This window comes from Homoserinimonas sp. A520, assembly GCF_054489245.1.
Genome location: NZ_JBTMWX010000003.1, coordinates 116919 through 143612, shown reverse-complemented (window position 1 = coordinate 143612; position 26694 = coordinate 116919). Strand labels below are relative to the sequence as shown.

Sequence of the window (26694 nt, the reverse complement as noted above, 5' to 3'; positions counted from 1 at the left end):
GTCAAGTTGGTGATCGAAAGGTACTGACACTTGGCACGGCGATGGATCGTCTCCCAGCCCAATTCCACTTCGTGTAGCGACATGATTAGAAGACCCGAAGCGGCTCGTCACCACGTCAATGACGTACCCCGCAGCTAGGGTTACCACCATGAGCATCCGCCCGATTGATACTTCGTTCGATTTCAAGACGGAGCCAAACTGCAAGCTGGATCCAGACCGGCGCAGCCCTACGTTGCAGCGGTACCAGAGGCTCTTGTTCAGCAAACCACTTCCAACGGGTGCGATGTTTACTCTGTCGGAGAAGACCTCCGGCCTGGACCGAGTGCTCCGACATGAATCGGACTTGGGTGCCTTCGAACTGTCGAGCGACACGATCCTGAACTCCAACAAAGGACCCCTCAACTCCTTTTACGAGCAGATGCCAGCGGAGGTCAATAGTGCGTGGCATCGGAGCTCGATCGGTGCTCGGTTATTGTTCCCGAGCCTTCAAGTGGCTGGGAAGCGGACAATCAATCAAGAGCGAGGAATGAGCAGAGCAATTCGGGACCGCTTCGATCTCACCCTCGAAGCGATCCGTCGTCACTACTTGGGTGTGGCTTCGCCATTGGCCGACGTGCTGGCTCGGCACGGCGACTTCTTCACACTGTTCGAGACCTTCAAGGGCTACGTGCAGTTCTTTCTTCTCGACGACCTGGTCAGCCACCAAGGGGCGGTCCGCTTCTACCTTCCGTTCGATGGCTACGAAAAGCCGCCGCTGCCCGCAACCTTCGACGAGTATGTCGCCTTCAGAGAAGCGCAGCTCGATTTCCTCGCCGCGAGAACCACTCGCATTGAGGCCTACCATGCGGCCCATTTGATGCCTGCGGTGCCGGCATAGGCGGCGGCCCCAATACTGCGCGGATAGAGCCGCTTCCGTGGTGGCGCCGAGAACATCTCAAACGTCCGGGGCCAGCGCTCCGCGGTACGATTCCCCCGTCGTTTGCTGCCTGCGCCGCTGGCTTGGCGACCAGAAAATGGCACAGGTCCCCCGCTACGACCGCTTGCCGCTACCGGGTGCGCCGCCCTGTACGAAGCGCACCGCAATGTAAGTATTTATCGTCGAGCTCTTGCGCTTGAGCTTTTTGTCCTTGGCGATTCCCTTCGTCAGCTTCGTCCGTTGCTCTGGGGTCAGTTTTTTCAGCCAGTTGTTCGTGGGCTTCTTAGGCGCGTATGAACTCCGGGCCGCCCGTGATGTGAAAGCCGCGGCCGAGACTGCGGCCAACCGGGTCAAGATCGAGGCGTTCCGCGCCGAGAAGGCGCTGCGCCTGGACCAGACACGCGAGGTGGGCAGGCTGTTCCGCGCCGCGTTCCGCTTCGAGACCGGGGTACTCGGTCCTATCCCGCGCGACGCCGCGGCGCTCACCGCCTGGACGTCTAAGGCGGCCCAGTACTGGAATGCAGGTGCGGGGCAGCCAGAGGTAGGGCCAGATCTGGTAGAGGCGGCGCGGGATCTGCTTCAGCGCAATGTCGTGGCAGCGGGGCACCCGGTAGAGGCGTCGGCCAAGGTAGCTGCCTTCGTATTCCGCGAACCTGTCGTCGTCGCAGCGTAGCTCCGGCCTCGCAAGCTCGGCCCCGCGCTCTCCACGCCATCCGCGCCGCTGTCTGCCTGCTGACGTCCCGGCTGCACGGTGCTGCTCGCTCGCCCCAGCGCCTGCGCAGCGACCCCTGCCCTCGCCAGGCTCGGGCCCGCTGGCGCAACGCCGACCGTTCCGCGGGCGGCCCGCCTTCGTCACGGTCCTACGTTGCTGATTGTTTGCTCGCCGGCCGCTGGACGGGCCCCGCCCCCGCTGGTGCTCGGCCCCGCTGATGAAAGACCAATCACCTCACCGAGAGCAAGCGTCACGTGTCGGGTAGAAAGTCGTGCCCCTCCGCCATACTGATCCCATGATTGATGAGCCGAGCGCAGAACCACCACTACTTTCTTCTTGGTACGAAGCCGAGTTACTTGCCGGTGTTCACATGCGACAGCTCGGGTTTTCTGACGCATTGACCACTGCGGGCGGTGCTGACGGTGGAATAGATGTAGTTGCTACGGGAGCGGTCGCTCAGGTAAAGCACTATTCGAGTGCCCCTATCGGGTCCCCCGCCATACAGCGACTACACGGTGCTGCGTTGGGGAGGCGGGCGATCTTCTACTCGTTGATCGGGTACACCATGGCGGCAAAGCGGTTTGCGACGGAGGCTGAGGTGACGCTCTTCTCCTATGACCTCATGGGCGTGGTCCGACCGGAGAACGACTCGGCAGAGCTATTAGTCGAGCACCATCATGTGCCGGTTGATGTGAGCATGGCTAGTGAGTCGCGGCTCCAATTCATCGCCGAACTTTCCCGGTTCGGCCAGGGTGTGATTGATTCCGGGACTGTGGTGCTGAACGTCATGCAAAACCTGATGATGACCGATCTGGAGACAATCCAGAACGGCCAGGAGGGGCAATACGTCAGGCCCGAGAATCTGCCAGAGATAACGGCCGAGATATTTGCGCTTCAAGAGTCGATGCAGGAAGTGGGGCAGGACGAAATGCCCATTTCCCAGGCAGTCCAGGCGATTATCCGGCTTGAGGGACGCGTCCAAGCACTGTCGCAACGTTTCGGACTGTCCTACGAGGACATGGCGCGAGTGGGCGCCTCGTTGAGGGCTGAGGGCATTCTCGGATCTGATGCAGTCGACCTCGAAACAATCGTCATGCAGCGGATATCAGAGCAACGCGATATCGAGGAGTGAAGAGCGGGCAGTCTTAGCGATTAGCCCCGTTGCGGGAGCCGGGACGGGACCGTTGTGGCGGCCGACTCCCCGTCGGCTGGCAGCTGGCGAGGCGTGGCTGGCGCAGGCACCGGTGTTGCCCAGGGACGCTGGACGTGGTGACTCACACCGGTGGTTGCTGTTTCTTCTCGTCCTTTAGTGCCGTGCTGCCGTATTCACCCGGGCCGCAAATTTCCGGGCCTCTGCGCCCTTCTTCGGGTTGACGTCGACGGCCCACGCGTATTCGCTGCCTTCGACGATCAGGTAGAGCTCTCTCTCGTCGATGCTCCCTTTGACAAGCGCTCCGATGATGGCGCCGACCGGACCGAATAGCAGCCCACCGGCTACCGTCTGGGTGAGAGACGTGCGCTCTCGAATCTGCCCCGCCGTCTCGACTGTGGCACGTGTGCTGCTCACTGCCTGCATCTCCACGCCGTACGTGATGTTGCCGTTGCGCACGCTGACGCCGGCGAAACGGAATGAGTCTGAGGAACTGCCGGTTGTCGCCGGGCGTGCCTCATATTGCGCGGATGCCTGCCCGGCCTCCCGGGCGAATCTTTGAAGAGCTCGGCTCGGCGTTTCACCCTCTGCGACGATCACCTCCTGGCCGGTCTTCGGGTCGACCACTCTTGGGCGATTGTCCGGAGCTTCCGGCTCGTCGGCCGGACCATGCGGCGCGGACCATCGACGCCGCTCATGCGCTTCAAGTGCTTGGCGCCGGGCCTTCGTCGAAGTGCGGGAGCTCCACAGGAGCAGAGCGACGACAGCGACGACCGCAGCTAGCAGCAGAAATTCCATTGGTTCTCCGAGCGGTCGATTAGCTTGACCGTATCGCAACGGCGTAGAGCACAAGGGTTAACTCGTCGCCAGAGTGACGCGTCGCGATAGTGTGGCGCCCATGTTAATCGCTGGCTCCGTGGACCTCGCTGAAGTGCTTGCCAAGTTGTCAGAACGGCGCCCAGTGTTCCACTCCGAACGCGACTTCCAGTTCGCGTTCGCCTGGCAGGTTCAGCTGACCGGACCGGAGATCGAGGTTCACCTTGAAGTCCCGCAGCGACCGGGAGTTCACCTCGATCTTGAGTTCGTTTCTCCCGACCGGAAACGCACCACGGGGATCGAATTGAAGTACCGCAAGGGGTTCTGGGCAGGTCCGGTTGGCGGCCAGCAGTTCCGCCTGACCGCTCAGAGCGCTCACGACCAGGGCCGGTACGGGGTCGTAAAGGACATCTCTCGCATCGAAGAGTTTGTGCGCGATCGCCCAGGGTCCAACGGCGCCGTCATCGCGTTGACCAACGACAAGACTTACTGGAACCACTTTCCGGACTCGACAGCGATCGACCACGACTTCCACATCCACCACGGTGCGGTACTGAACGGCGACCGTAGGTGGAACCGTCCACCGGCAAGCGATGAGCACGCGACGGACTTGCGGCTCATGGGCACTTACGAAATGAACTGGTCGGAGTTCTCCACCTTTGGCGAGGATGGTCGATTGCGGGCACTTGTCGTGGAAATTGCTAGCGCTCCCGCTGGCGCCAATTAGCCCGCAGGTGGCGGTGAGTCACCTCGGCGATCACGCGCCGCTGCCGGGGCAGTGCGCAGGCCCCCAGCATTGGGGCGCTCGTCTGGTCGGTGCAGGTGTGCCAGGGCGATAGCCTCTGGGTTGGATTACCGACTGCGTCACCTGTGGAGGAGTAGGAACTGATGAAGCTCTACGACAGGGGAACTGGCACGTGCTTCAACCCGCCGATGTACACTACCGCGGCACATGCCCTGGAATTCTGGTCAAGCGTCGAGATCCCAGACGCGACTATTGCCAAGGCCCGGCGCTTGTTCAACGAGCAGCAACGCAAAGACTTCCTCGACCACTTCCAGGCACTGACCGAGCAGCATCTCAACGCATGGACGACGGCGAACCCCCGCCCCAAACACAGCGACACCAAGCAAATGAAGTGGGAAGCGGACCGCGAGGCGGAGAAAACCAGATTCACCGAAGCCGAAGTGGCCGCTCATTCAGAAGGCAACAAGTTTTTCCACAGCGAGAACCCTCAAACCATGGGCTCTATCGACGCGCAGCAGGTGGTTCGTGCTTGGTTCATGCTCAGAAATGGACCCCATCCCGATCGATTCCCCGACGAATCAGCGAAGTTGGACGATCACCTGATCGAGATCTACGACGGCAGCGAGAAGGCTCTTCCGCTCGTCAAGAAGTACCGCCTGTACAGGTTCGCCGATGAAATCAAGAGCGTTCCGAACCCTGCAGCCGACGCCATCCACCAGATGCATGATGCTCTGGCCGAGCTACTGATCGGCCTGTCGCAGGACATTGACCGCTTGGCTGAGGTCGTCGAATCGGACTAGCCCTCCGGGCTTTGCGACCGTTGCGACGTCGATGCGGGCATCCGGCGGTTCGCCCACTTTGAGCGAAAGAGATCTAGCCGAGGCCGTCGAGCCCATTCAACAGGTTGTCGACGTCTGTGCTGATGGCGTCGTCGGCGATGCGGTCGCGCTCCGCCTCGATGCGGCGCTGAAGGTCCGCCTCCGATTCGCCAGGGATGGCTGGGACTTTGAATTCACTGGGCAGGTTCGTCATGCGGGGCTCCTTTGCCTTGGTTGCCGAAGCCTAGCGAGTGGACGCTCGCTACCTGGGCCGTGCGCTTGAACGGTATCCGCGCAAGCTCTAGTATCGAACATATGTTCGATCAAGGTTTGGAGTGAGAACTATGCCCCACGTAGTCGATGCCGTCGCAATCAGCCTCTCCCCCACAGGTGTTCCACGTTCTATCGGATGGCAAGGGCGCGAATATCTCGTATCAGATATGCCGACACAGCTGGAGATAAATACCGCGGCCCATGAGGCATTTAACGCACCCGCCGACGGCTGTCACCGGCTGGCGCTTCCAGGCTACGTCCGACTCGGACACGCTGGTGTTCGATGTCGTACGCGATCGGGACGGGTGGACGTTGCTCGATGTCTACGTCTAGTGCCGCCTGAGCATGGGCCAAAATAATCGCTACCCGGGGCATGGCTTAGACCGTGCGATAGAGGCAGTAGTCGTGCGCGCCAAGCCGATCAGTCTCAGTGACGCCGAGCTTGACTTAGAGAACCACCCGCCGCGTCGCGCCGCCCAACCGATTCCGGTCCGCGCTTGTTTCTGCTTATGATTTCGATAACTCAGACAAGAACAGGGTCGGGGAAGACCTCATCGAAGAAATCATTATTCCGGGCAATCTGGCGACGCCGACCTTTACGTTTGTCGTCGAGAACGGCAAGGTAAAACTCGCCGACGTCATTCGCGGCGGAACCTAACGAGGCGGGACCTATCCGCCTAGCAGCGTCCGTTTCGCCGCAGCGAACTCGGCGTCGTCGAGAGCCCCCTCACGGTGCAGTCGGCTGAGTTCCGTGATCTGGCTAGCTATCGATGTAAAGGGCGCAGGCTCTGCGGCCGCCTGTTGATTTCGGCCGTTCCGACGCACAAGCAGGATGACTCCGCCCACGATCGCAGCCACACCGATCACCATCAAGACGATGGCCAGTGCTCTAAGCGTTCCAACCGCCGCAGAGCAGTCGCCGAGCACGTCGAACCATACGTCGCGCGGTATGAAGGCAGAGCCGCAGGGCTCCCGCTCGAAGAAACCTGCACCAACGCCCAAGAAAAGTGCGACGCCACCACTAGCGATCAGAATTAGAGACGGTGCTGGACCCGGACCCGGGGTGGAGAGTGCGTCGCGGACAGGCATCGAGCCGTCGTTATCAAAGAGGGTCATGGCGCGAGCTTAGCGGCGACCGTTGGTGTGGCAGGCGTTCTGGCCGGCTGCGGGTTAGGTAGGCGCATTGGGCGGCCAGGAGACGTCCCGGGATGCGACATGAAGCGGGCTGCAGGAAGCGGGTCGGGGTTTCGGGACGGGGCGGGCCGCTGGTCGGCGAGGCGATCAGAGCGCCGCCTCTGAGCTGACGGGGAAACTGCGGCTAAGTAGGTGGCGGGGCATCCGGGGCCGGTAGCCGTGGTAGGACCACTCCGGAGGTCCCGGGTAGTTGCGAACGCCCTTAGAGGAAGATCGGCGCCACACCCTTTCGCGGTGGGCCGGTGTTCGCGTAAGGAGCCCGATTCATCGTCTCCATGAATCCGAGAATCAGCGCGCTCTCGATCAGATTGGCCTCACCTTCGGGAACTGCCTTCCATGCAACCAGCAGACTCTCGACGTCGTCGACCTGCCAGATGAGTTTGCCGCCGTGGTGGTTCGAACCTCCGGCCAGCCCGTGGCGCCGATATTCATCGATCCGCTGGGCGAGACCTTTTCGCTTGCCCGACTTCGACGGTTTGCGCAGCGGGGCCTTGCCGAAATAGAGGAGCTGACAGTTCTCGACCCAAAGCTCGGTCGCCTCGGCTGCGGTTCGGGCCAGGCGGTGCGGAACCGGGCGCACGTCATCGGTGAAGGTCGGGGTGGCCGTTGACTCGCGGACTATCGCATAGATGCCCTCGACGTCGTCCCCTGTGCCGATGACATCGGACTTAGTCCAGGTTGAGAGCGGGACGAACCCGACGAATCCGAAGCGGCGCAGGTCGCTGATCGAGTAGGGCATGGGCGGAGCTTAGCGAAGCGCGGTCTACGAGCGAATGACCATCTTCGTGTCGTCCGAGAACTCCTGTGTGCTGTCGTCTTCGTTCCAGACGACTCTGAACGCCGGTGTCGGACCGTTACCAGTCGCAAGAGCGACGAACTCAAGGTAGTCCCCAGGACGAACATCTCGCGGTGTCGATGACTCTGGTTGGATGAAGCCTGCGGGTTCTGTGATGTCCACGAGAACCGCTGAGCGGGCGACTTTCGTGCCCCTATTGTGAAGGACCCACTGCACGCCCCGGACGTTCTCGTACATCCATGAAACTTCCGGTTCGGGCACCAGTGACAGTGCAATCTCGTTCGCTTTCTCCTGCGCCTCCGCTTGCCTGACGAACGCCAGATTTGCCTCCTTGCTTAGCCGGACCGCTTCGTCGCGGGCTGTGCGGGACTCATCGCGGGCAGCCTCCGAGTCAGCCTTCGCGGCGGTTGCGATTCGCGCCTGGACGACCGTGGCCACGGCGGCTGCGCCCGAGACAATCAAGACACCCAAGGAAATGATCAGCGCGGCAAGTTCCATGGCCGAAGCCTAGATACACCGGACGCTAGCTTCCGTCCTCGGGACCAATCCCCTGCTGCATCAGCTCTTCTTGAGCGGTCTTCGTCAACTGGCGAACAAGCGGCACATAACCTTCCACTTGGCGTAGTCCAACGCTGCCACTGACCGCAATGCTCCCCAGCATGACTTTCCAAAGCACCTCCAATTCGGCGGCGGATAGCGGGCCGAAGCGATCCACGAGATCTTGGCCGAGTTGCTCCATGCGTTCGGCGCGCTCCTCATAGGCAGCCTGCTCCGCGGCGGCGGCGCGGCGCTGATCTCGGCGTTCGATGGCGTTGGAGATTAGCCACCAGGGCAGTACGAGGAAGACCACGACGAGCACCCCGATGAGGCCGATTCTTTCGAAGTCCATAGTCGGAGCCTAGTGGTGAGGCATGTTCGATTCGAGGTGCACCTGCTGGTCCGGGGACACCGATGCGTGATATGCGCAGGCGCCGCGCTCATAACGTCTGTAGCCGCATTGCGGCTGCCACCCGACAAAGCGTTTCGTTCTGCCCGGGTGCACTCCCAGTAGAAAAAGGTAATACCCGTAATGAATATCTCCAAGCTCTCCCTCCGCGCCGCCGCAGCTCGTCAGAAGTTCGCATCTGCCAAGGCCCGCGGTTTCAAGGCCACAGCCGCAGAGACCGGTGCCATCGACCTCGCATCCATCATGGTCGGTGTACTCGTCATCGGAATCGTTGGCGGCGTGATCGCCGCGACCGTATTCGCGGTCATCCCCTGGTCGCAGGATCAGGCAGCACAGCAGGCGCTCTCAGCGGTGAGCACGAGCCAGTCAGTCGGCTACGCCGGCTCCAGCTCTGAGGGCCTCGGCGCCTACCTCGACAAGGCTGGGCTCGTGAACAGCACAGGGACCAGCATCGCCGCCGACGGCCTGCAGGCCCGTCGGTCTCGTACCGGTCTCGGACCGCAGCGGATTCGTTTTCCATGCCAGCGAGCCTCGTGTCTTCGAGTTTCGTGTCACCGTTTTTGGCGGTGATGGGTACCGGGTCTCGGTCTCGGACGTGACCGTCGTGACCGCCGGGGCTGCTGAGGCGGAGCCGGAGGCGTTCGGTCCTTCCGATGACCGGTTCAGAATAGACGCGCTCGGCATCGATGCGGAGCTCAAAGCAATGTCGGTGAACTCGGAAGGGCGGGTCAACCCGCCCACGGCCATAGACGTCTATGCCATCCGCGGCTATGGAGACCCTCGCGTTCTCGACTCAGGCACGATTTATCTGGCTGTGCATAGTGGCCGTGGAGGTGTCGTGGGCAACAAGCTCGTCGATGCCGCGGGCGCGGCAATTGCCGTCGAGCCGGGAACGCGGGTCATCGTTGCAGGGGCGCCGTTTGTCGTCACGGGGTCGGCTGTGGTCGACAAGAACGGGCTTACCTCAGATGACGAGATGTGGTCGGGCAAGCACGACCTCATCATCTTCACCTGCCTTCCAAGCGGCTCCAAGAGCGTCGACAACGTGGTCATCGTCGCCCAGCGGGCGTCGCACGGTCCACGGTTTACAACTGGCGGACAAGCCCTGGCACCGGCCCAAAGGGTTACCGGGTCGGCGGGTACATCCGGTACCGGCGCTCGGTCGTTGACCTGTGGCTCGAAGGGGAGGCCTCCTAGTGGCGCGCCAATCACTCGGCCTCGGTGCTGTCCGACACGGAAAAATCAGTACCCGCCCCAACCGGCGCAGGGGCGGTTTCGTCGCCCAGTGCCGGGTCAACGGAGGCAAGGGCACCCAGGTGGTTACTGCCCAGGGGCAATCGGAGCTCGAAGCCGAGGACGCTCTCCTCACCAAGCTCAACACCTGGGTTCCGCCGAAGAAGCGGCGGGCGGAGAAGGTCGGGCCAGATGGTGAGATTCTCGGCCCCGAGGTAGACGTCGACATCGAGGAGAGCGTGGCATCGACCACGCTCGGCGAGGCCACCCGGCTGTGGCTCGCGGAGGTCTCCGCCGACACGGACCGGAAACGTCAGACGCGCGACTACTGGCGTCGAGTAGCCAGGCAAACGGTACTCAAGGACGAGAAGCTGGCGTCGACCGCTCTCTCTGATGTCACCGCCGGGCAGCTGAACCGATACCTCAACAAGGTGAAGATGAAGACTCCGTCGCAGGCGAAGAAAGCCAAGATGCTTGTCCGCCAGGTGCTCGAAGCCGCAGTCCTCGACAACGCAGTGCCCTACAACGTTGCGCACAACATTCCGAAACCCAGAAGGAAGGCAAGGGCGGAGCGACGTGAGAAGGTCAAGGCCCTGACCATCGGCCAGTACTACGAGTTCGCTGACGCCCTGGAGCGCTGGGTTGAGGAACCGAAGAAGCACCGTAAGGGCGGTGCGCCGAGGGACGCGTCTTATCTTGTGCGCGACGACACTGCTGTGTTCGCCGGCACTGGGCTACGGCACAACGAGGCCCTGGGCCTTCGCCCGCAGGACGTGGACCTACAGTCGGAGCCCCCGACGATTACCGTTCGTGGAACCCTCGTCGAAATCCGGGGCTACCCGATTGCCTACCAGGAGGAACCGAAGACCGCGGCGGGTGAGCGGGTCATCACCATCCCGGCCACAGTGGCCGCGGCGCTGCGCCGCCAGATGGAGATTAACCAGTCTCCCGACTTCGTGTTCACAACCGGCCCGGAGAAGCCGGTGTCGGAAAGCCACATCACGCGCACCTACCGAAAGGTCCGGCCGGAGCATCTGGACTTCCTCACCCCGCAGACGTTCCGGCGCTCCGTCGCTACGTGGTTGAAGCAGGCTGACTCCACGGCAGCGGCTACCGCGCAACTCGGCCACGAGGATGAGAGCACCACCGAGGAGTTCTACATCCAGCAGCAGGAAGAAAGGGTTGGTCGACAATTCGGCGACCTTGGAAGGCATCCTCAGAGGCACAGAGCCAGGGGCCTAAGCGGCGACCAAAACGGCGACCGGCCAAAAACAGAGCAAAAGCCCTGGTGAGAATTCAGTCTCCCATCAGGGTTTTTCGTGTCGGGCTGACAGGATTTGAACCTGCGACCCCGTGACCCCCAGTCACGTGCGCTACCAAGCTGCGCCACAGCCCGTGGCTTGTTGCTGGAGTTTCACTTGGTCTCGGCAAGCTCGACTGGTCTCGACAAGCTCGACCCGCCTAACCGACCACCTCGCGGCTCTCTGGCAACTGGACAAGCTTACCTAATGAAGCGAGCCCTCCGCGCGCGCTACCGCTGCAGCAGGGCGTCGAGCCCGACCGCCATGGCGGCGGCCAGCCGGAAGTCGAGCCGGGCATCCGGAACCGTCACCGTGTAGCGGTCGCGCAGCGAGAACTGGCGCTCACTCGACATGACGACCGCACCTGTCTGCTTGTCCGTGAAGTCGAAGTGAAACGCCAGCGGAACCTCAACGAAGCGGCGGATGATCGCCACCGCCTGGTTGCGCTCCTGGCCGCGCGCCTCGATGCCCGGCCCGCCAAGGTTGAAGGTCGAACGCAGCAGGCTCGCACCGAAATCCTTCTGGAACCAGCCCAGCGACTGGCCGGCACCATCCGTCACGTCGTAGACGGCTGCCAGATCGAGCGCCTGCCGAGCCTTGAACGAGAACACCGCCTGCGTGCGCGCCTCATCGGCGTAAAACGTGACCTGCTCCTTGAACGCCATCCGCTTCTGCTGGGCGATCGCCACGATCCCACCCTCAGACCCATCGGCATTCGCCTCACGAATCTCGTAGCGGTTCACCATCATGGTGATCCGCTGCTTGACGAAGAAACGGTCGCGGTGCTGGACGTCGGTCATGCGGTGGTGCCGCAAATGAGAACGATTCGGGTTGTCATGCTCGTCAGAGTAGCGGAACGGACGCCGCCTACTTGAACGACTCCCCAGCTGCAGCCATCGCCACCAGCGATGCCGGCGGCTCGAAGTGCGGGCCGTACGACTCCGCCAGTTCGCGCGCACGCGCCACGAAGCCCGGCAGCCCTCCCTCGTACTGGTTGATGTACTGCAGTACACCGCCCGTCCACGCGGGGAAACCGATTCCGAGAATCGAGCCGATATTGGCATCCGCTGCGGATGTCAGCACGCCGTCAACCACGCACCGCACCGTCTCCAGGGCCTCAGCGAACAGCATCCGCTCCTGCAGGTCGATCAACGGAACGTCGACAGAACCCGCGTTGAAAGCGTTGCGCAGCTCCGGCCACAGTCCGAGCCGCCGCCCGTTCTCGTCGTAGTCGTAGAAGCCCGCGTGGCTGGAGCGTCCCTTGCGGTCGAGTTCGAGCATCCGGTCGACCACGGTGGCAAACGGATGCGCCACCCAGTTGGCGCCGGACGCCTCCGCCGCATGCTGCGCTTCCCTGGTCAGCTTCTGGCCGAGGGTCAGCGTCAATTCGTCGAGCAGCTGCAGCGCGCCCACCGGGTAGCCGGCCTGCGTCGCCGCCTGCTCCACCGTCGCCGGCTCGACGCCCTCGCCGACGGCCGCAACGGCCTCCGCGATGAACGTCATGATGACGCGGGTCGTGAAGAACCCGTGCCCGTCGCCCACCACAATCGGCGTCTTGCGTATCTGCAGCACGAAATCGAAGACCTTCGCCAGCACCTCGTCGGAGGTGTTGCGTCCGCGCACGATCTCCACCAGCGGCATCTTGTCCACCGGCGAGAAGAAGTGGATGCCGATGAAGTCCGCCGGGCGGCTGACGCCCTCCGACAGCAGCGTGATCGGCAGGCTGGACGTGTTCGACCCCAGCACGGCATCCGGCCGCACGATGTCCTCAATCTCGCGGAACACCTGCTGCTTCACCTCCACCCCCTCGAACACGGCCTCGATCACGATGTCGACGCCATTGAAGTCCGCTGTATCAGCGGTGGGGCGGATGCGTGACAGCAGGGCTTCAGACCTCTCCGCCGTGGTCTTGCCACGCTCGAGAGCCTTCCGCTCCAGCCCTTCGGAGTAGGCCTTGCCCTTCTCTGCGGCTTCCAGCGTCACATCCTTCAGGACGACGTCGATGCCCGCCTTCGCGGAGACGTACGCGATCGCGGCGCCCATCATGCCGGCGCCCAGGATGCCCACTTTCGTGGCCTGCCACTTGGGCTGGTCCTTCGGGCGGCTGCCGCCGGAGTTGATCTTCTGCAGGTCGAAGAAGAACGCGTTGGTCATGTTCTTCGACACCTGCCCGATCAGCAGGTGCACGAAGTAGCGGGTCTCGATCATGCTCGCGGTATCGAAGTCGACGTGCGCGCCTTCCACCGCCGCAGCCATCGCGGCGCGCGGGGCATCCAGCGGTGCACCCTTCACCTGCTTGCGCAGGTTTGCCGGGAACGCGGGCGGGTTCGCGCCCAGCGCCGGGCTCGTCGGGGAGCCGCCGGGGATGCGGAAGCCCTTCTCGTCCCACGGCTTCACCGGGGCCGGGTTGGCCTTGATCCAGGATCGTGCTCTCTCGTGCAGCTCCTCCACAGTGTCGACGACCTCGTCGATCAAACCGAGTTGCTTCGCGTCATCCGCGCCGTACTTGGTGCCGGACAGGATCAGTTTCGTGAGCGCATCCTGGAGTCCGATCATCCGCACCGTGCGGGTGATGCCGCCCGCGCCTGGAAGCAGGCCGAGGGTGATCTCGGGGAAGCCGAGTTGCATGTTCTTGGCCCGCAGCGCGATGCGGTGGTGGCAGGCGAGGGCGACCTCGAGGCCGCCGCCGAGGGCTGCGCCGTTGATTGCGGCGACGACCGGGATGCCCAGCTTCTCGATGCGGCGGAACTGGTCCTTGATCTCGGTGAACTCTTTGGTGAGGCTCTCCACGTCTTCGCGTTTGCTCTGGATGAGCAGCGCCAGGTCGCCACCGGCGAAGAAGCTGCGCTTCGCACTAGTGAGGATCACGCCGGTGATCGACTCGCGCTCCGCTTCCAGGCGGTCGATGGTCTCGCCCATGTCCTTGGCGTAGCGGTGGTTGAGGGTGTTGACGGATGCGCCGGGGTCGTCCATCGTCAGCGTCACGATGCCATCGGCGTCCTGCTGCCAGGCGAACATGTTCGTTTCGTTCTTGATCAAGCTGTCGCCCCTGTCTTCGCTCAAGCTGTCGTTCATGCTGTTGCCCATCAGGAATCCAGCCTTTCGATGATGGTGGCGATGCCCATGCCGGCGCCGACACAGAGGGTGGCCAGGCCGTAGCGCTGGTCGCGACGCTCCAGCTCGTCGAGGAGCGTGCCGAGGATCATCCCGCCGGTCGCGCCGAGCGGGTGCCCCATGGCGATCGCTCCCCCGTTCACGTTCACCTTCTCCTCCGGAATGCTGAGATCGCGCATCCACTTCATGACCACCGCGGCGAACGCCTCGTTCAGCTCGAACAGGTCGATGTCGTCCACCGTGAGGCCCGCCTTGGCGAGCACTTTCTCGGTGACCGGGGTGGGGCCCGTGAGCATGATGGTCGGCTCGCTTCCGACCACCGCGGTAGCGACGATGCGGGCGCGCGGACGCTGCCCCATCGCCTCGCCGGCTTCACGGCTGCCGATCAGGAGAGCGGATGCGCCGTCCACGATTCCGGACGAGTTGCCACCCGTGTGCACATGGTTGATGTGCTCGATCCAGTGGTACTTCTGCAGCGCAACAGCGTCGAATCCAGCCTGCTCCCCCATGGCGGCGAAGGCCGGCTTGAGACCCGCGAGGGACTCGACGGTCGTGCCGGGACGGCGGTGCTCGTCGTTGTCTAGCAGGAGCAGCCCGTTGATATCGCGAACGGGAATGACCGAGCGATCAAAGTGGCCCTTTTGCCAGGCGGCGTCGGCCTTCTCCTGCGAGGCGACGGCGAACTCGTCGACATCCGTTCTGGTGAAGCCCTCGACCGTGGCGATCAGGTCGGCACTGATGCCCTGCGGAACGAAGTAGGTGTCGTAGGCGGTGGTCGGGTCCTGCGCGAACGCCCCGCCGTCGGAGCCGATCGGCACCCTCGACATCGACTCGACGCCGCCCGCGACAATGAGCGAATCCCAGCCGGATGCCACCTTCGCCGCCGCCATATTGACCGCCTCGAGACCGGATGCGCAGAAGCGGTTCACCTGCACGCCGGCAACCGACTCCGGCAGCCCAGCGACCATGGCGGCGGTGCGGGCGATATCGCCGCCCTGCTCGCCGACCGGGGAAACCACACCGAGGATCACGTCGTCGATCAGGTTCGGGTCCAGGTTGGGATTTCTCTGCTGAAGCTCGGTAAGCAGGCCAGCAGCGAGGTCGACGGGCTTCACGCTGTGCAGCGAGCCGCCCCTGTTTTTGCCGCGCGGAGTGCGCAGCGCATCAAAGATGTACGCGTCATTGGGCATGCCACCAGCTTATGGGTGGACTCTGGGAGTGCTGGCCTGCGCTGGTCCGGCTTTGCACTTGCCTGCCCGTTGAGCGTCCCGAATGCCGCCCGCGAGCTGACCCTATTCAGCAACGCCAGTCAAATGGCGGATGATCGAATCCGCGAGCTCTCTCGCCTTTCCATTGGATCGGCGCCGCGCCCCCCGCTCATCAGGTCCCCACCTGGGGTCGTCGGAATTCGATTCGCCCACAGCCGCCCACCGGCGCAATTGTTCCACGATGAAGACCCAGGTGCTCGGGTCGAGCGTGATTTCGAGGTAATCGTCAAGGGGCGGCCAGCTGCCCCACCCGTCGGCCTTCCGTGGGTGTCGACGAGCCTGCGCACCACCCGCCTGACGGATTCCACGTCCGAGCTGCACGACGTTGGTGTCGCCACCGACGGCTTCCATCGCAATCGTGTTGTCGATGGTGGCATCAATTATCAGCCAGTCCCGAACCTGCATCGTTATCTGAGTCCCTGGCACGGGTTCACAGTAGCAACGTGGCCTTTACCACGTGCCCCTATTGTCATCACGCCAACGCCAACCCAAGGCACGGTGCCGTCACAATGGCTCTCCTCAGCCAACGTTCGATAGCGTGCGCTCATCGCGCGTCTTCTCCTCCCCAACCCCGCTGGTTCCCTTTATCCACAGCAAATCTGTGGATAAGAAGTACTCAAAAACACTAGAATAAACCTTCGAATGTGGGAGAATAAGAGCATGTCCCAGTTCACCGATTCCCTCAGCAGCATCGCGGCCGCCGCCGCCCTGCTGCCCCGGGATTCGGTAACGCTGGCCGGCCTGCCCGAGGACGAGTTGCTGGCCATTCCGGCCTTGTTCGCGAACATCACCCGCCAGCTGGAACCATCGATCGCCGCCACCGCCGGGGAGATCGCCCGCCGCTCCAGTTTCGAGTTGGGCTATGCCGGTCTGGCGCAGAAGACCGGGTTCCGCACGGCGGAGAAACTGGTGCAGCATTTGACCGGGTCGACCAGCCGGGAGGCGGTCAAGCTGGTGCGCACCGGGGGGATCATCCACGAGGCGGAGATCCTGACCGAGGCCGAACGCACCGGGGAGGTTTCTCCGGAGTTGACCGAGCCGTGGCTGGCACCGGTCGGCCGGGCGGTCGCCGCCGGCACCCTGTCGTTGGATGCGGCCGAGGCGATCCGGGTCGGCCTGGGCACCCCCACCGACGACATCACGGCGAACCTGCTCGCCGAAGCCGCCGCCCACCTGGTCGATCTTGCCAACCCCAACCCGGCCCCGTCCGACCCGGATGCCCCGGTCTCGGATCCGTTGAATGCCGACCAACTATTGAAGCGGGCCCGCGCCGTGCGGGATGAACTGGATGAGGCGGGGATCGCCGACCGGGAGAAGGCCCGGCACCAGGCCCGCTCGTTCAAACGGTACCTGCGCGGCGATGGGATGACCGTCTACACGTTGCTGGCGGATCCGGAGAACGCCGCCTATGTGGACGGCATCTACGACGCGTTGACCTCACCCCGCCGCGGCGGTCCGCGGATGGTCGACCTGAACGATAAGACCCGGGCTGAGGCGATCGAGACCGACCCGCGGAGCACCGAGCAGCTTGCCTTCGACGGGGTGATGGCGGTGTTGCGGATCGGCGCCGACACCGACGCGAAAACCGCCACCCGCTCCGTCCTCGGCACCCGGCGGCCCGCCGTCCGAGTCCTGGTCACCCAGACGAGCCTGCAGTCGGGCACCGGGCACGGCCGGATCGAAGGCCAGACCGCCCCGGTATCGATCGAAACGGTCGAACGCCACCTCTGTGAGTCCGGGATGGTACCGGTCAGCTTCGACCGGGACGGCCAATGCATCGACCTCGGCCGGGAACAACGCCTCTACAGTGCCCTGCAACGCATCGGCCTGGCCGCTCGGGACGGTGGCTGCCGGTGGCCCGGCTGTGACCGCCCCGCCTCCTACACAGAGGCCCACCACATCAACCACTGGGCCCGAGACCACGGCAAAACCGACCTCGCCGACGGGATCCTGCTCTGCCGGCACCACCACATGCTCCTGCACAACAACCACTGGGACATCACCCGTGACGGCGGAACCTACTGGCTGCACCCACCCACCAGCATCGACCCGACCCGCACACCCAGGCTCATGCCCCACAATTCCGCCGCCCTGGGCGACCTCCAACGAGAACACCGGCGCACAGGGTAGAGCTCTGCCCAACGGGAGGCCATGGACGCAGGTTTCGGCAAGCTCAACCGGCAGGGCGCGTTGAATACTCAGAGCTGGGACCGCAGCTGCGGCCACGATTCCTCGAACCGCGGGTGCAGCGGCAACCGGCTCACCTCATCGAGCGAGACCCACTGCAGGTCGAGGCTCTCCGGGTCGGCGATCACCGGCTCGAAGGGGCGCACCGCCCGCACCGCGACCGTCGTGTACGACCAGTAGCCCAGGTCGAGCACGGTCTCGAACAGCAACTCGCAGGCATCCGCCGGAACCGACGCCTCCTCCCCCGCCTCGCGCAAGGCCGCTTCAACCGCGGATTCGTGCTCGTGGCGGGCACCGCCGGGAAGGCCCCAGGTTCCGCCGAAGTGGCTCCACACTGCCCGATGCTGCAACAGGATGCCACGGTCAGCGTCGTGAACGAGAAGGCCGGCAGCACCGAACCTGCCCCAATACTTCGACCCATCCGGACCGTGAACCCAGGCATCCCCGGAGTCGCGCGGCACGATCGGCGGCTTTCGGGTCATGCCTCCAGCTTGTCACGCGATTCCGCGTGTCGAGCGGTCACGCCAGCAATTGCCCAGCAAGAAGCTCCAACGCCTTCACCCGCGCCGGTGCCGAAGCCCTATCGTCAGACTCATGGGCGGACAGCCCGGGAACGACCATCACCTCGTCGACACCGAAGGACTCGGCAAGCGAGCGGATGCGCGTAGCGGCGGCAACCGGCTCGTCGATCACCCAGCGCTCCAACATGCCGTCGACCAGCTGCTGCTGGGCGGGCGCCAAAACGTTCGCGGCTGCCTCCTCGATGGTGGCGAGTGGCCCGAGCGGTTGACCGCTGCGCAGGCGCGCCATCTGCTGCAGCTGCGGCAGGGCGGCCGCCGTCGCCTCCGCCGCCGTGTCTGCGACGGACACGTTGAGGGTGAGGAAGGTGCGTGGTTCCTTCAGCGCGGTGCCTGTCAGCTGCGTCGACGGCACGAATCCATCGCGGTAGAGGGCGAGGATGCGCGCGGTGCCCTCCCCGGAGAAGTGGTGGGCAAAGACATACGGCAGCCCGAGCGACGCGGCCAGGCGTGCCGAGTACTCGCTGGAACCGAGCAGCCAGAGGTCGGCGGTCGATCCCGCCTGCGGGGTAGCGCGCAGGCCGTAGACCTGACCGGAAGGCAGACGCAGGTTCGCACCCGCGGGGTCGATCAGGGCGGCGATGTCCTGCACGTTCTGCGGGAAGGCGTCCACATCACTGGTGGTGCCGGTCATCCGCAGGAACGAGGTGATCACCGGGTCGCTGCCCGGCGCGCGACCTATCCCCAAATCGATGCGACCGGGGAAGGCCGCCTCGAGGATGGCGAACTGCTCTGCCACCACCAGGGGCGCATGGTTCGGCAGCATGACACCGCCCGAACCCACCCGAATGCGCTGGGTCTTCGCGGCGAGAATGCCGATCAGCACGGCTGGATTCGTTGATGCCACTGCGGGCATATTGTGATGCTCCGCCACCCAGTAGCGCCGGAACCCCAGTTCGTCCGCGCGCTTCGCCAGGGTGATGGATGCCGCAAGCGCGTCCGCCGAGGACTGGTTGCTGCGAACGGGGATCAGGTCGAGCACGGAGAGGCTCAGCGGAGTAGTCATCGGTTAAGCCAACCACGGACGAGCACAGGTATTCCGGGTCCCAGCTTTAGCCTGTCGACGCGACATGCAATCCGTGGGGTTTCGACAAGCTCAACCAGCTCAACTTAAGTTGGTCGAGCTTGTCGAGACCACAGAGGTGGTTAGCGCTTGCGCTTCTCCCGCACTCGCATGTTCACGTTGATGGGGCTGCCCTCGAAGCCGAAGATCTCGCGCAGGCGCCTGGTGATGAACCGGCGGTACTGCGGGTCGAGGAAGCCGGTCGTGAACAACACGAATGTCGGCGGGCGACTGGTCGCCTGCGTCCCGAACAGCACACGCGGCTGCTTGCCGCCGCGCACCGGGTGCGGGTGCTCCATGGTGAGTTCGGCGAGCAGGGCGTTGAACTTACCGGTCGGAATCCGGGTGTCCCACGACTCCAGCGCCAGCTCGAGCGCGGGCACCAGCTTCTCCAGGTGTCGCCCGGTCTTCGCCGACATGTTGACCCGTGGAGCCCAGGCGACGTGCGAGAGGTCCCGCTCGATCTCCTTCTCCAGGTAGATGCGGCGTTCCTCGTCGAGCAGGTCCCACTTGTTGAACGCGAGCACCAGCGCACGACCGGATTCGAGCACCAGGTCGATGATCTTGAGGTCCTGCACGCTAACCGGTTCGGTCACATCGAGTACGACGATGGCCACTTCGGCCTTCTCCAGCGCGGCACTGGTGCGCAGCGAGGAGTAGAAGTCGGCACCCTGGGACAGGTGCACACGACGACGGATGCCGGCGGTGTCGACAAAGAGCCACACCTTGCCGCCGATCTCGACCTGCTCGTCGACCGGGTCACGCGTGGTTCCGGCGAGTTCATTGACGACAACGCGTTCCTCACCGGCCGCGCGGTTCAGCAAGCTCGACTTACCGACGTTCGGTCGCCCAAGGATGGCGACACGGCGGGGTCCGCCGACCTCATCCTTGGCAACGGCAGACACTTCGGGAAGCACGTCCAGCACGTGGTCCAGCAGGTCGGCGACACCACGCCCGTGCACGGCGGACACCGGCCACGGCTGGCCGAGCCCCAGGCTCCACAGCACGGTGGCGTTCGGCTCCTGCCTGACGTCGTCCACCTTGTTGGCGACCAGGATGACCGGTTTCTTCGTCTGGCGCAGCATCCGCACCACGTGCTCGTCGGTTGAGGTGGCGCCGACGTTGGCGTCGACGATGAAGAGCACGGCATCCGCCAGTTCGACGGCGACCTCCGCCTGCATGGCGACGGATGCGTCGATGCCCTTGGCGTCCGGCTCCCACCCGCCGGTGTCCATCAGCGTGAAGCGGCGCTCGTTCCACTCGGCCTTGTAGGCGACCCGGTCGCGCGTGACACCGGGGGTGTCCTCCACGACGGCTTCGCGGCGGCCCAGGATGCGGTTGACCAGTGCGGACTTGCCGACGTTCGGCCGACCGACAATCGCCAGCACCGGCATCGCCGGCAGGTAGATGACCGCATCCGGGTCCTCGTCGACAGACTCGAGGATGTCGAGGTCTTCGTCCTCGAGGTCGTAGTCGCTGAGCCCGGCCCGCAGCGCGGAAGTGCGGATCTCCGCATCCTCCTCGTTGATGGCGGCGATGCGCTCGGCGAGCTTCTCATCGAGGGCGGGGAAATCGTCCTGGTCTGACATGGGGAAGGTCCTTTGCGGGGGTTCAACCAGCGGTTGAACGGATGAGGTCGACCACCGCCTGGATGGTCGCGTCGAAGTCGAGGTTTGTTGAGTCGATGGTGGTGACACCATTCGCGGCGTTCATGAAGTCGATGACCCGGGAATCCTGGTTGTCCCGGGAAGTCATCTCCCGGCCGGCATCCTGGGCCGACTGGCCGACGATCTCGGCGGCACGCCTGGCTATTCTAGCTTCCTCGCTGGCTGTGAGCAGAATCCGCACCGGGGCATCCGGTGCCACCACCGTGGTGATGTCCCGCCCCTCGGTGATCACGCCGGGGCGGGCGCCGGATGCGATGACGTCACGGAACAGCTGCACCATCCACGATCGCACTTCGGGCACCCGGGCGATGTTGCTGACCACGGCCGTGATCCGCGGTTCGCGGATGGCCTTCTCAACGTCGGTGTCTCCCACCCGCACGTAGTAATCGTCGGGGTCGATTCCCAGGTGATAGTCGAATTCCGGAAGCAGGCGGATGATCGCGTCGGGGTCTGTCGTGTCAATTCCGTGCTCCAGCGCGAGCCACGCGAGGGCACGGTATGCAGCACCGGTGTCCTGGTAGTCGTAGCCGAGGGCGCGGGCGGCCGCCCGGCTGACGCTCGACTTGCCGCTGCCCGCCGGCCCGTCGATGGCGACGGCGATGCGCCCGGTCACAGGTAGGCTCCGGCGATCTTCCAACCCCGCTGCTCGAGTTCGGCGACCAGCTTCTCTTCGGCTTCCGGCAGCACCGAGATCTCGGCCAGGCCGATCTGCGCGCCCGGGGAGTGCTCGAGCCGCAGGTCCTCCATGTTGACCCCGGCCTCGCCGATCTCGGTGAGCAGTCTGCCCAGCTCGCCCGGGGTGTCGTCCACCTTCACCACCAGCTGGGCGAACTTGCGGTCCTGCCCGTGCTTGCCCGGAAGGCGGAGAGCGCCGGTGTTGCCTGCGGACATGGTGTCGGCGATCGCCCTCCTGGATCCGGTCGCGGTGGGGTTTTCCAGCGCGGCGATCACGCCGTCCAGGTCGCTGCGGAACTCCTTGAGGATGCCCACGACTGGTGACGCGTTCGCGCCAAGGATCTGCACCCAGAGTGACGGGTCGCTGGAGGCGATCCTGGTCACATCCCGCAAGCCCTGGCCGGTGAGGGCCAGGGCGGCGTTGCTGCCGTCGCGCAGCCGCACGGCCATGAGCGTTGAGATCATCTGGGGAACGTGCGACACCAGCGCGACACTTTCGTCATGGCTTTCCGCAGTCATCTCCACGGGTACAGCACCCAGGTCGAGGATCATGTCCTCGATCGGCGCCGCCCGCTGGTAGCTGATGTCGTCGTGCCCGGCGATCACCCATGGTCGGCCGATGAACAGGTCGGCGCGGGCGGCGATCGGGCCACCGCGTTCGCGGCCGGCCATCGGATGCGTTCCCAGGTAGCGGCTGAGGTCGGCCCCCAGGTCGCGCAGGTCGGCGAGCGGTGCCGACTTGACGCTCGCGACATCCGTCACCAGCGCATCCGGGTAACGGGCCAGTTCGCGGGCGACCACCTGAGCGGTGACATCGGGGGGCACGCAGACGACGATGAGTCCTGGTGCATCGTCGATGCCCGGCAGTCGCCCGGCACCGTAGTCGATGGCCAGTTGCAGGGCGGAAGGCGACGCGTCATCGAGGATGACGTCGACACCGTGCTCGCGCAGCCCGAGCCCGATGCTGGTTCCGAGCAGGCCGCTTCCGACCACCCGCACCTGTTCCTTCAGCCGTCGCTCAGGCATCACGAGTCCTCCGTGTCAGTGTTCGGCTCGCCGCCGGATGGCGTGCCGCCCGCCTGCGCGTTGCGCGAGATGGTGAGCAGCTCCCCGAGCTCCGCCTTGGTCAGGTCACGGATTTCGCCGGGCGCCAGGGTGCCCAGGTGCAGCGGGCCGAACTGCCTGCGGACGAGGTCGATCACCGGGTGGCCGACCTCCTCCAGCATCCGCCGCACGATGCGGTTGCGTCCGGAGTGCAGGGTGACCTCGACCATGGTCTCGGTCTTGCCTGCGCTGAGGATGCGCGCCTTGTCGGCGGTGATCGGGCCGTCCTCGAGCTCGACACCGGTGGTCAGGCGGCCGACGGTCTGGGCGGACATCCGCCCCTGAACCTTGGCGATGTATGTCTTCATGACACCGAACGACGGATGCGCCAGAACGTGCGCCAGTTCGCCGTCGTTGGTGAGGATCAGCAGGCCGGAGGTCTGCGCATCCAGCCGCCCCACGTTGAACAGCCGCTCCTCATACTTCGATACATAGCGCTGCAGGTCGGGGCGACCGCGCTCATCCTGGAGCGACGACACGATGCCGACCGGCTTGTTCAGCATCAGGTAGCGACGGCTGGTGTCCAGCTGGATGGCGACGCCGTCGACCGAGACCAGGTCGCTCTCCTGCACGCGGCGGCCCAGCTCGGTCACCACCTCGCCGTTCACCTCGACGCGCCCGGCGCTGATCAGGTCTTCGCTCACCCGGCGTGAGGCGACACCGGCGGCGGCCATCAGCTTCTGCAGGCGGATGCCGTCCGGCTGGTCTGGATCATTGGAGGACATGTGTTTAGAGGACATCGTCGAACCCGTCCGAACCGTCGGTCAGCAGCGGCGAGATCTTCGGCAGCTCGTCGATCGAGTTGATGCCCAGCTGCACCAGCATGAGGTCGGTGGTGGCGTAGTGGATCGCCCCGGTCTCACTGTCGGTGTACGCCTCGGTGATCAGGCCGCGGCCGAGCAGGGTGCGCACGACGGAGTCGACGTTGACAGCGCGGATCGACGCCACAGCACCACGACTGATCGGCTGCTTGTAGGCGATAACCGCCAGCGTCTCGAGGGCGGCCTGCGACAGCCGGGTCGGGTTCTGGGTGAGCACGAAATCGGCGACAGCCTCATCGTGCTCTGGACGCACATAGATGCGCCATCCGCCCCCCACCTCCCGAAGCTCGAAGCCGCGGCGGATGCTGCCCTCGACACCATCGAAGTCGGCGACCAGCGCCTCGATGGCGCGGGTGACTTCCTTCACCGGCGCGGACAACGCCGTGGCCAGGCCGATGACGCCCTGCGGCTCGTCGGCCACCATGAGGATCGCCTCCAGGCGCCGCTCGATATCGCTCCCCGCTACAGCCGGCACCGCGGCCCCGGCATCGGTGAGGGTGGAGTCCTCGGTCTTCACAGTCTCAGTTCCCATAGTCCGTTCCCAGATTAGCGAGGCTCTCCTCTGACCACTGTTCGGCCGTCCAGCGTACGGTCAGCTCCCCCAGCGGTTCCAGCTGCTCGAAGGCCAGGTAGTCGCCGCGATACAGCTCGAGGATGGCCAGGAATCGCGCGACGACGACACCCTTCACGTCGACGCCGGCGACCAGTTGCCGGAAAGTCAGCGGCTCACCGCGGCGCAGTTGCGACACGACATGTGCCGCCTGTTCGCGGATGCTGACCAACGGTGCGTGCAAATGGCCGAGCCCAACGCTCGGCAGCTCCCGCGGCGCCATGGCGAGGGCCGCGAGGGCGGCGAAGTCGTCCAGGGAGAGGGTCCACACGAGCTCCGGAGTCTGCCTGCGGTATTTCTCCTCCAGGCGCACCGAGCGCACATGCCTCGTCGACTCTGTGGACATCCGGTCGCCGAACCAGCCCGACGCCTCCTTGAAGGCGCGGTACTGCAGCAGGCGTGCGAACAGCAGGTCCCGCGCCTCCAGCAGTGCGACATCCTCAGCATCGACCAGCTCACCCTGCGGCAGGAGGCCGGCCACCTTGAGGTCGAGCAGCGTGGCGGCGACCACCAGGAACTCGCTGGCCTGGTCGAGCTCCTCGTGACTGTCCAGTCCGCGCAGGTAGGAGATGAATTCGGTGGTCACGATGCTCAGTGACACCTCGGTGATGTCCAGCTCGTGCTTGGAGATCAGGGAGAGCAGCAGGTCGAACGGCCCGTCGAAGTTGCCCAGCGTGACCGAGAACTTGACGGCCTCCGGTACGGCCGGGGCTGTCTCTTCGGCGGATGATGCTGCCTGGGTCGGTTCGGCTGCCGTCACGGCCCTAGGCGACTGCGCCACGGACGATCAACTCTCGAGCGAGCTGACGGTAGGCCTCCGCCGACGGGTGCTCCGGGGCGAACTGGGTGATCGGGGCGGCTGCCACCGAGGCATCCGGGAACTTCACGGTGCGGCCGATCACGGTCTCGAAAACCTGATTACCGAAGGTTTCGACAACACGCTCCAGCACTTCGCGGGAGTGGAGAGTGCGGGAGTCGTACATGGTGGCCAGGATGCCGTCAAGCTTCAGCACCGGGTTCAGCCGGTCGGTGACCTTCTCGATGGTCTCCACCAACAGGGCGACACCGCGCAGGGCGAAGTATTCGCACTCCAGCGGGATCAGCACGCCGTGGCTGGCGGTGAGGGCGTTGACCGTGAGCAGGCCGAGTGACGGCTGGCAGTCGATCAGGATCACGTCGTAATCGCTGCTGACCTTCCGCAGCACGCGGGAGAGGATCTGCTCGCGGGCGACCTCGTTGACCAGGTGCACTTCGGCGGCGGACAGGTCGATGTTGGCCGGGATCACGTCGAATCCGGGCGTCGAGGTGTGCTGGATGGCTTCCGCCGGGTCTTTCACCGTGCCGAGCAGCAGGTCGTAGATGTTCGGTACGTCGTGCGTGGGAACGCCCAGCCCGGCCGACAACGCGCCCTGGGGGTCGAAGTCGATGGCAAGAACCCGGCGACCGTAGTCGGCCAGCGCTGCGCCCAGGCTGATGGTGGTTGTCGTCTTGCCGACGCCGCCCTTCTGGTTGCAGAGGGCGATGATCCGCGCCGGACCGTGACCCTTCAGCGGCTTCGGTTCCGGGAAGACGGTGCGCGGGCGGCCGGTCGGACCGTTGGGTACGGTAACGGTCTCAGCGTCGAACCCTTCGAGTTCTACTGTGTCCTCGCGCTTCGTGCCCATGCGCAAGATTCTATCCGCGCTCTCCTGATCGCCATTTCACCACGCGCGTGCCGAAATCAGGTCACTTCGACCATAGGTTGAAGGTTCAGCTGCGGCGAGCGCGCGGGTGCGCCTGCGTGTACATGTCGCGCAGGGTGTCCGCCGTCACGAGCGTGTAGATCTGGGTCGTTGCAACGGACGAGTGGCCGAGCAGTTCCTGGACGACACGCACATCCGCCCCGCCCTCCAGCAGGTGGGTCGCGAACGAGTGGCGGAAGGTGTGCGGTGAGATCTCCACGCCGATCCCCGAGCGTTCGGCCGCCGCCTTGATGATCAGCCAGGCGTTCTGCCGTGACAACCGCTGGCCGCGCATTCCGAGGAACAGCGCAGGGGTTGCTGCTCCGCGAACCGAGAACGCGGGCCGAGCACGCACCAGGTAGGCGTCGAGAGCCGTTCGAGCGAAGCTGCCGACCGGAACCAACCGCTGCTTGCTGCCCTTACCGAGCAGGCGGACCACATCGGATGCCCCATCCTCGGTACCGAGCACGTCGTCCACGTTCAGCGCGACCACCTCGGAGATGCGGGCGCCGGTGGCGTAGAGGAGTTCGAGCAGTGCCTTGTCGCGCAGGGATTGCAGGTCGTCGCCGCCGGTCGCATCCAGCACCCGGCCCATCTGCTCCACCGTGATCGCCTTGGGCAGCCGCTGCGCCAGCTTGGGCGGCTTCGTGTCGGCCGCGACGTTCGCCTCGGCAAGGTTCTCGTCGACCAGGAACCGGTGGAAGCCGCGCACCGTTGAGAGCATCCTGGCCATCGAGGATGCCGTCAGCGCCCCCTCTGGGCGGCCGCGCAGGTCGGCGGCGAAGGCCGTGACATCCGCCTCGCTGATCCCCTCCGGCGTGGTCACACCGCGACCGTCGAGGACGGCGAGGTAGGCGGCCAGGTCGCGACGGTAGGCGGCGACAGTGTTCACGGAGAGCCCGCGCTCGATGGTCACGTGCCGCAGGTAGTTGCTGACCGCCCGCTCCAGCGCAGTGGTCCCGGTGGGTATCGGACTGCCGTCCACG

The 26694-nt window shown here is 64.7% G+C and carries 29 protein-coding genes and 1 tRNA gene; 9 read left to right on the top strand and 21 right to left on the bottom strand.

Translation table 11 applies throughout. The features are described 5' to 3' along the window. Positions 1 to 148: 148 nt before the first annotated feature. From ACX3PH_RS09325 to ACX3PH_RS09315, 3 genes are all read left to right on the top strand, one after another. A complete protein-coding gene (locus ACX3PH_RS09325) occupies positions 149 to 877 on the top strand; it encodes a DUF6994 family protein (RefSeq protein ID WP_459091737.1) in 729 nt (242 codons plus the stop codon). A gap of 250 nt (positions 878 to 1127) precedes the next feature. Next, positions 1128 to 1589, top strand: coding sequence for a hypothetical protein (locus ACX3PH_RS09320; RefSeq protein ID WP_459091735.1), 462 nt, complete (start codon positions 1128 to 1130; stop codon positions 1587 to 1589). A gap of 334 nt (positions 1590 to 1923) precedes the next feature. Beyond that, positions 1924 to 2760: a restriction endonuclease gene (locus ACX3PH_RS09315; RefSeq protein WP_459091733.1), complete on the top strand. Its 837-nt coding sequence runs from the start codon at positions 1924 to 1926 to the stop codon at positions 2758 to 2760. Positions 2761 to 2934: 174 nt separating this feature from the next. Here the strand turns inward: ACX3PH_RS09315 and ACX3PH_RS09310 are convergent, their stop codons facing one another. Then, the gene (locus ACX3PH_RS09310; RefSeq protein WP_459091731.1) at positions 2935 to 3576 is read right to left on the bottom strand and encodes a hypothetical protein; all 642 of its coding nucleotides are present in this window, start codon (positions 3574 to 3576) and stop codon (positions 2935 to 2937) included. Positions 3577 to 3676: 100 nt separating this feature from the next. Here ACX3PH_RS09310 and ACX3PH_RS09305 point away from each other — a divergent pair, with 100 nt between their 5' ends. Next, positions 3677 to 4321, top strand: a complete 645-nt coding sequence (locus ACX3PH_RS09305; RefSeq protein ID WP_459091729.1) for a hypothetical protein — start codon at positions 3677 to 3679, stop codon at positions 4319 to 4321. Between the two features lie 161 nt (positions 4322 to 4482). Next, the gene (locus tag ACX3PH_RS09300; protein WP_459091727.1) at positions 4483 to 5139 is read left to right on the top strand and encodes a hypothetical protein; all 657 of its coding nucleotides are present in this window, start codon (positions 4483 to 4485) and stop codon (positions 5137 to 5139) included. A gap of 73 nt (positions 5140 to 5212) precedes the next feature. On the opposite strand, the gene ACX3PH_RS09295 is transcribed toward ACX3PH_RS09300, so the two are convergent. After that, a complete protein-coding gene (locus tag ACX3PH_RS09295; protein ID WP_459091725.1) occupies positions 5213 to 5371 on the bottom strand; it encodes a hypothetical protein in 159 nt (52 codons plus the stop codon). A 260-nt stretch (positions 5372 to 5631) separates the two neighbouring features. Here ACX3PH_RS09295 and ACX3PH_RS09290 point away from each other — a divergent pair, with 260 nt between their 5' ends. Next, on the top strand, positions 5632 to 5763 hold the full coding sequence (locus ACX3PH_RS09290) for a hypothetical protein (RefSeq protein WP_459091723.1): 132 nt from the start codon (positions 5632 to 5634) through the stop codon (positions 5761 to 5763). A 336-nt stretch (positions 5764 to 6099) separates the two neighbouring features. Here the strand turns inward: ACX3PH_RS09290 and ACX3PH_RS09285 are convergent, their stop codons facing one another. From ACX3PH_RS09285 to ACX3PH_RS09270, 4 genes are all read right to left on the bottom strand, one after another. Further along, on the bottom strand, positions 6100 to 6546 hold the full coding sequence (locus ACX3PH_RS09285) for a hypothetical protein (protein ID WP_459091721.1): 447 nt from the start codon (positions 6544 to 6546) through the stop codon (positions 6100 to 6102). Between the two features lie 280 nt (positions 6547 to 6826). Then, positions 6827 to 7363, bottom strand: a complete 537-nt coding sequence (locus ACX3PH_RS09280; RefSeq protein ID WP_459091719.1) for a hypothetical protein — start codon at positions 7361 to 7363, stop codon at positions 6827 to 6829. Positions 7364 to 7387: 24 nt separating this feature from the next. Continuing rightward, the gene (locus ACX3PH_RS09275; RefSeq protein ID WP_459091717.1) at positions 7388 to 7918 is read right to left on the bottom strand and encodes a hypothetical protein; all 531 of its coding nucleotides are present in this window, start codon (positions 7916 to 7918) and stop codon (positions 7388 to 7390) included. A gap of 25 nt (positions 7919 to 7943) precedes the next feature. After that, positions 7944 to 8309 carry a hypothetical protein gene (locus ACX3PH_RS09270; protein WP_459091715.1) on the bottom strand — a complete coding sequence of 122 codons (366 nt, stop codon included), beginning with the start codon at positions 8307 to 8309 and terminating at the stop codon, positions 7944 to 7946. Positions 8310 to 8489: 180 nt separating this feature from the next. Here ACX3PH_RS09270 and ACX3PH_RS09265 point away from each other — a divergent pair, with 180 nt between their 5' ends. Together ACX3PH_RS09265 and ACX3PH_RS09260 are read left to right on the top strand one after the other, a co-directional pair. Further along, a complete protein-coding gene (locus ACX3PH_RS09265) occupies positions 8490 to 8936 on the top strand; it encodes a hypothetical protein (RefSeq protein WP_459091713.1) in 447 nt (148 codons plus the stop codon). 746 nt (positions 8937 to 9682) lie between these two features. Continuing rightward, positions 9683 to 10891: a tyrosine-type recombinase/integrase gene (locus ACX3PH_RS09260; protein WP_459091711.1), complete on the top strand. Its 1209-nt coding sequence runs from the start codon at positions 9683 to 9685 to the stop codon at positions 10889 to 10891. A gap of 30 nt (positions 10892 to 10921) precedes the next feature. On the opposite strand, the gene ACX3PH_RS09255 is transcribed toward ACX3PH_RS09260, so the two are convergent. The 5 genes from ACX3PH_RS09255 to ACX3PH_RS09235 all read right to left on the bottom strand — a co-directional run bounded on the left by ACX3PH_RS09255 (position 10922) and on the right by ACX3PH_RS09235 (position 15708). Next, positions 10922 to 10995: transfer RNA gene (locus ACX3PH_RS09255), tRNA-Pro, on the bottom strand. A gap of 135 nt (positions 10996 to 11130) precedes the next feature. Beyond that, on the bottom strand, positions 11131 to 11700 hold the full coding sequence (locus ACX3PH_RS09250) for an LURP-one-related/scramblase family protein (RefSeq protein ID WP_459091709.1): 570 nt from the start codon (positions 11698 to 11700) through the stop codon (positions 11131 to 11133). A 67-nt stretch (positions 11701 to 11767) separates the two neighbouring features. Then, on the bottom strand, positions 11768 to 13987 hold the full coding sequence (locus ACX3PH_RS09245) for a 3-hydroxyacyl-CoA dehydrogenase NAD-binding domain-containing protein (protein WP_459091707.1): 2220 nt from the start codon (positions 13985 to 13987) through the stop codon (positions 11768 to 11770). Beyond that, on the bottom strand, positions 13987 to 15204 hold the full coding sequence (locus ACX3PH_RS09240) for an acetyl-CoA C-acetyltransferase (RefSeq protein WP_459091705.1): 1218 nt from the start codon (positions 15202 to 15204) through the stop codon (positions 13987 to 13989). Before ACX3PH_RS09240 ends, ACX3PH_RS09245 begins: the two co-directional genes overlap by 1 nt. Positions 15205 to 15306: 102 nt before the next feature. Continuing rightward, positions 15307 to 15708, bottom strand: a complete 402-nt coding sequence (locus ACX3PH_RS09235; protein WP_459091703.1) for a hypothetical protein — start codon at positions 15706 to 15708, stop codon at positions 15307 to 15309. A 234-nt stretch (positions 15709 to 15942) separates the two neighbouring features. Between ACX3PH_RS09235 and ACX3PH_RS09230 the strand changes: the two genes are divergently transcribed. Beyond that, positions 15943 to 17412 carry an HNH endonuclease signature motif containing protein gene (locus tag ACX3PH_RS09230; RefSeq protein ID WP_459091701.1) on the top strand — a complete coding sequence of 490 codons (1470 nt, stop codon included), beginning with the start codon at positions 15943 to 15945 and terminating at the stop codon, positions 17410 to 17412. A 68-nt stretch (positions 17413 to 17480) separates the two neighbouring features. Here the strand turns inward: ACX3PH_RS09230 and ACX3PH_RS09225 are convergent, their stop codons facing one another. The 10 genes from ACX3PH_RS09225 to xerD all read right to left on the bottom strand — a co-directional run bounded on the left by ACX3PH_RS09225 (position 17481) and on the right by xerD (position 26693). After that, on the bottom strand, positions 17481 to 17951 hold the full coding sequence (locus tag ACX3PH_RS09225) for an NUDIX domain-containing protein (RefSeq protein WP_459091699.1): 471 nt from the start codon (positions 17949 to 17951) through the stop codon (positions 17481 to 17483). Positions 17952 to 17988: 37 nt separating this feature from the next. Further along, complete coding sequence (locus tag ACX3PH_RS09220) at positions 17989 to 19053, bottom strand: LLM class flavin-dependent oxidoreductase (protein WP_459091697.1); 1065 nt, start codon at positions 19051 to 19053, stop codon at positions 17989 to 17991. A 140-nt stretch (positions 19054 to 19193) separates the two neighbouring features. Next, positions 19194 to 20699, bottom strand: a complete 1506-nt coding sequence (gene der, locus ACX3PH_RS09215) for a ribosome biogenesis GTPase Der (RefSeq protein WP_459091695.1) — start codon at positions 20697 to 20699, stop codon at positions 19194 to 19196. A 22-nt stretch (positions 20700 to 20721) separates the two neighbouring features. Further along, positions 20722 to 21390 (bottom strand): (d)CMP kinase, encoded by a 669-nt coding sequence (gene cmk / locus ACX3PH_RS09210; RefSeq protein WP_459091693.1) that lies wholly within the window; start codon positions 21388 to 21390, stop codon positions 20722 to 20724. Next, positions 21387 to 22478, bottom strand: coding sequence for a prephenate dehydrogenase (locus ACX3PH_RS09205; RefSeq protein WP_459091691.1), 1092 nt, complete (start codon positions 22476 to 22478; stop codon positions 21387 to 21389). The genes cmk and ACX3PH_RS09205 overlap by 4 nt, the downstream gene beginning before the upstream one ends. Continuing rightward, positions 22478 to 23281, bottom strand: coding sequence for a pseudouridine synthase (locus ACX3PH_RS09200; RefSeq protein WP_459091689.1), 804 nt, complete (start codon positions 23279 to 23281; stop codon positions 22478 to 22480). Before ACX3PH_RS09200 ends, ACX3PH_RS09205 begins: the two co-directional genes overlap by 1 nt. Before the next feature lie 4 nt (positions 23282 to 23285). Next, entirely contained in the window at positions 23286 to 23909 is a 624-nt protein-coding gene (gene scpB, locus ACX3PH_RS09195; RefSeq protein WP_459091687.1) for an SMC-Scp complex subunit ScpB, read from the bottom strand. After that, positions 23899 to 24768 (bottom strand): segregation and condensation protein A, encoded by an 870-nt coding sequence (locus tag ACX3PH_RS09190; protein ID WP_459091685.1) that lies wholly within the window; start codon positions 24766 to 24768, stop codon positions 23899 to 23901. Before ACX3PH_RS09190 ends, scpB begins: the two co-directional genes overlap by 11 nt. After that, positions 24752 to 25651 (bottom strand): ParA family protein, encoded by a 900-nt coding sequence (locus ACX3PH_RS09185; protein ID WP_459091683.1) that lies wholly within the window; start codon positions 25649 to 25651, stop codon positions 24752 to 24754. Before ACX3PH_RS09185 ends, ACX3PH_RS09190 begins: the two co-directional genes overlap by 17 nt. An 85-nt stretch (positions 25652 to 25736) precedes the next feature. Then, complete coding sequence (gene xerD / locus ACX3PH_RS09180; RefSeq protein ID WP_459091681.1) at positions 25737 to 26693, bottom strand: site-specific tyrosine recombinase XerD; 957 nt, start codon at positions 26691 to 26693, stop codon at positions 25737 to 25739. Position 26694: the final 1 nt, after the last annotated feature.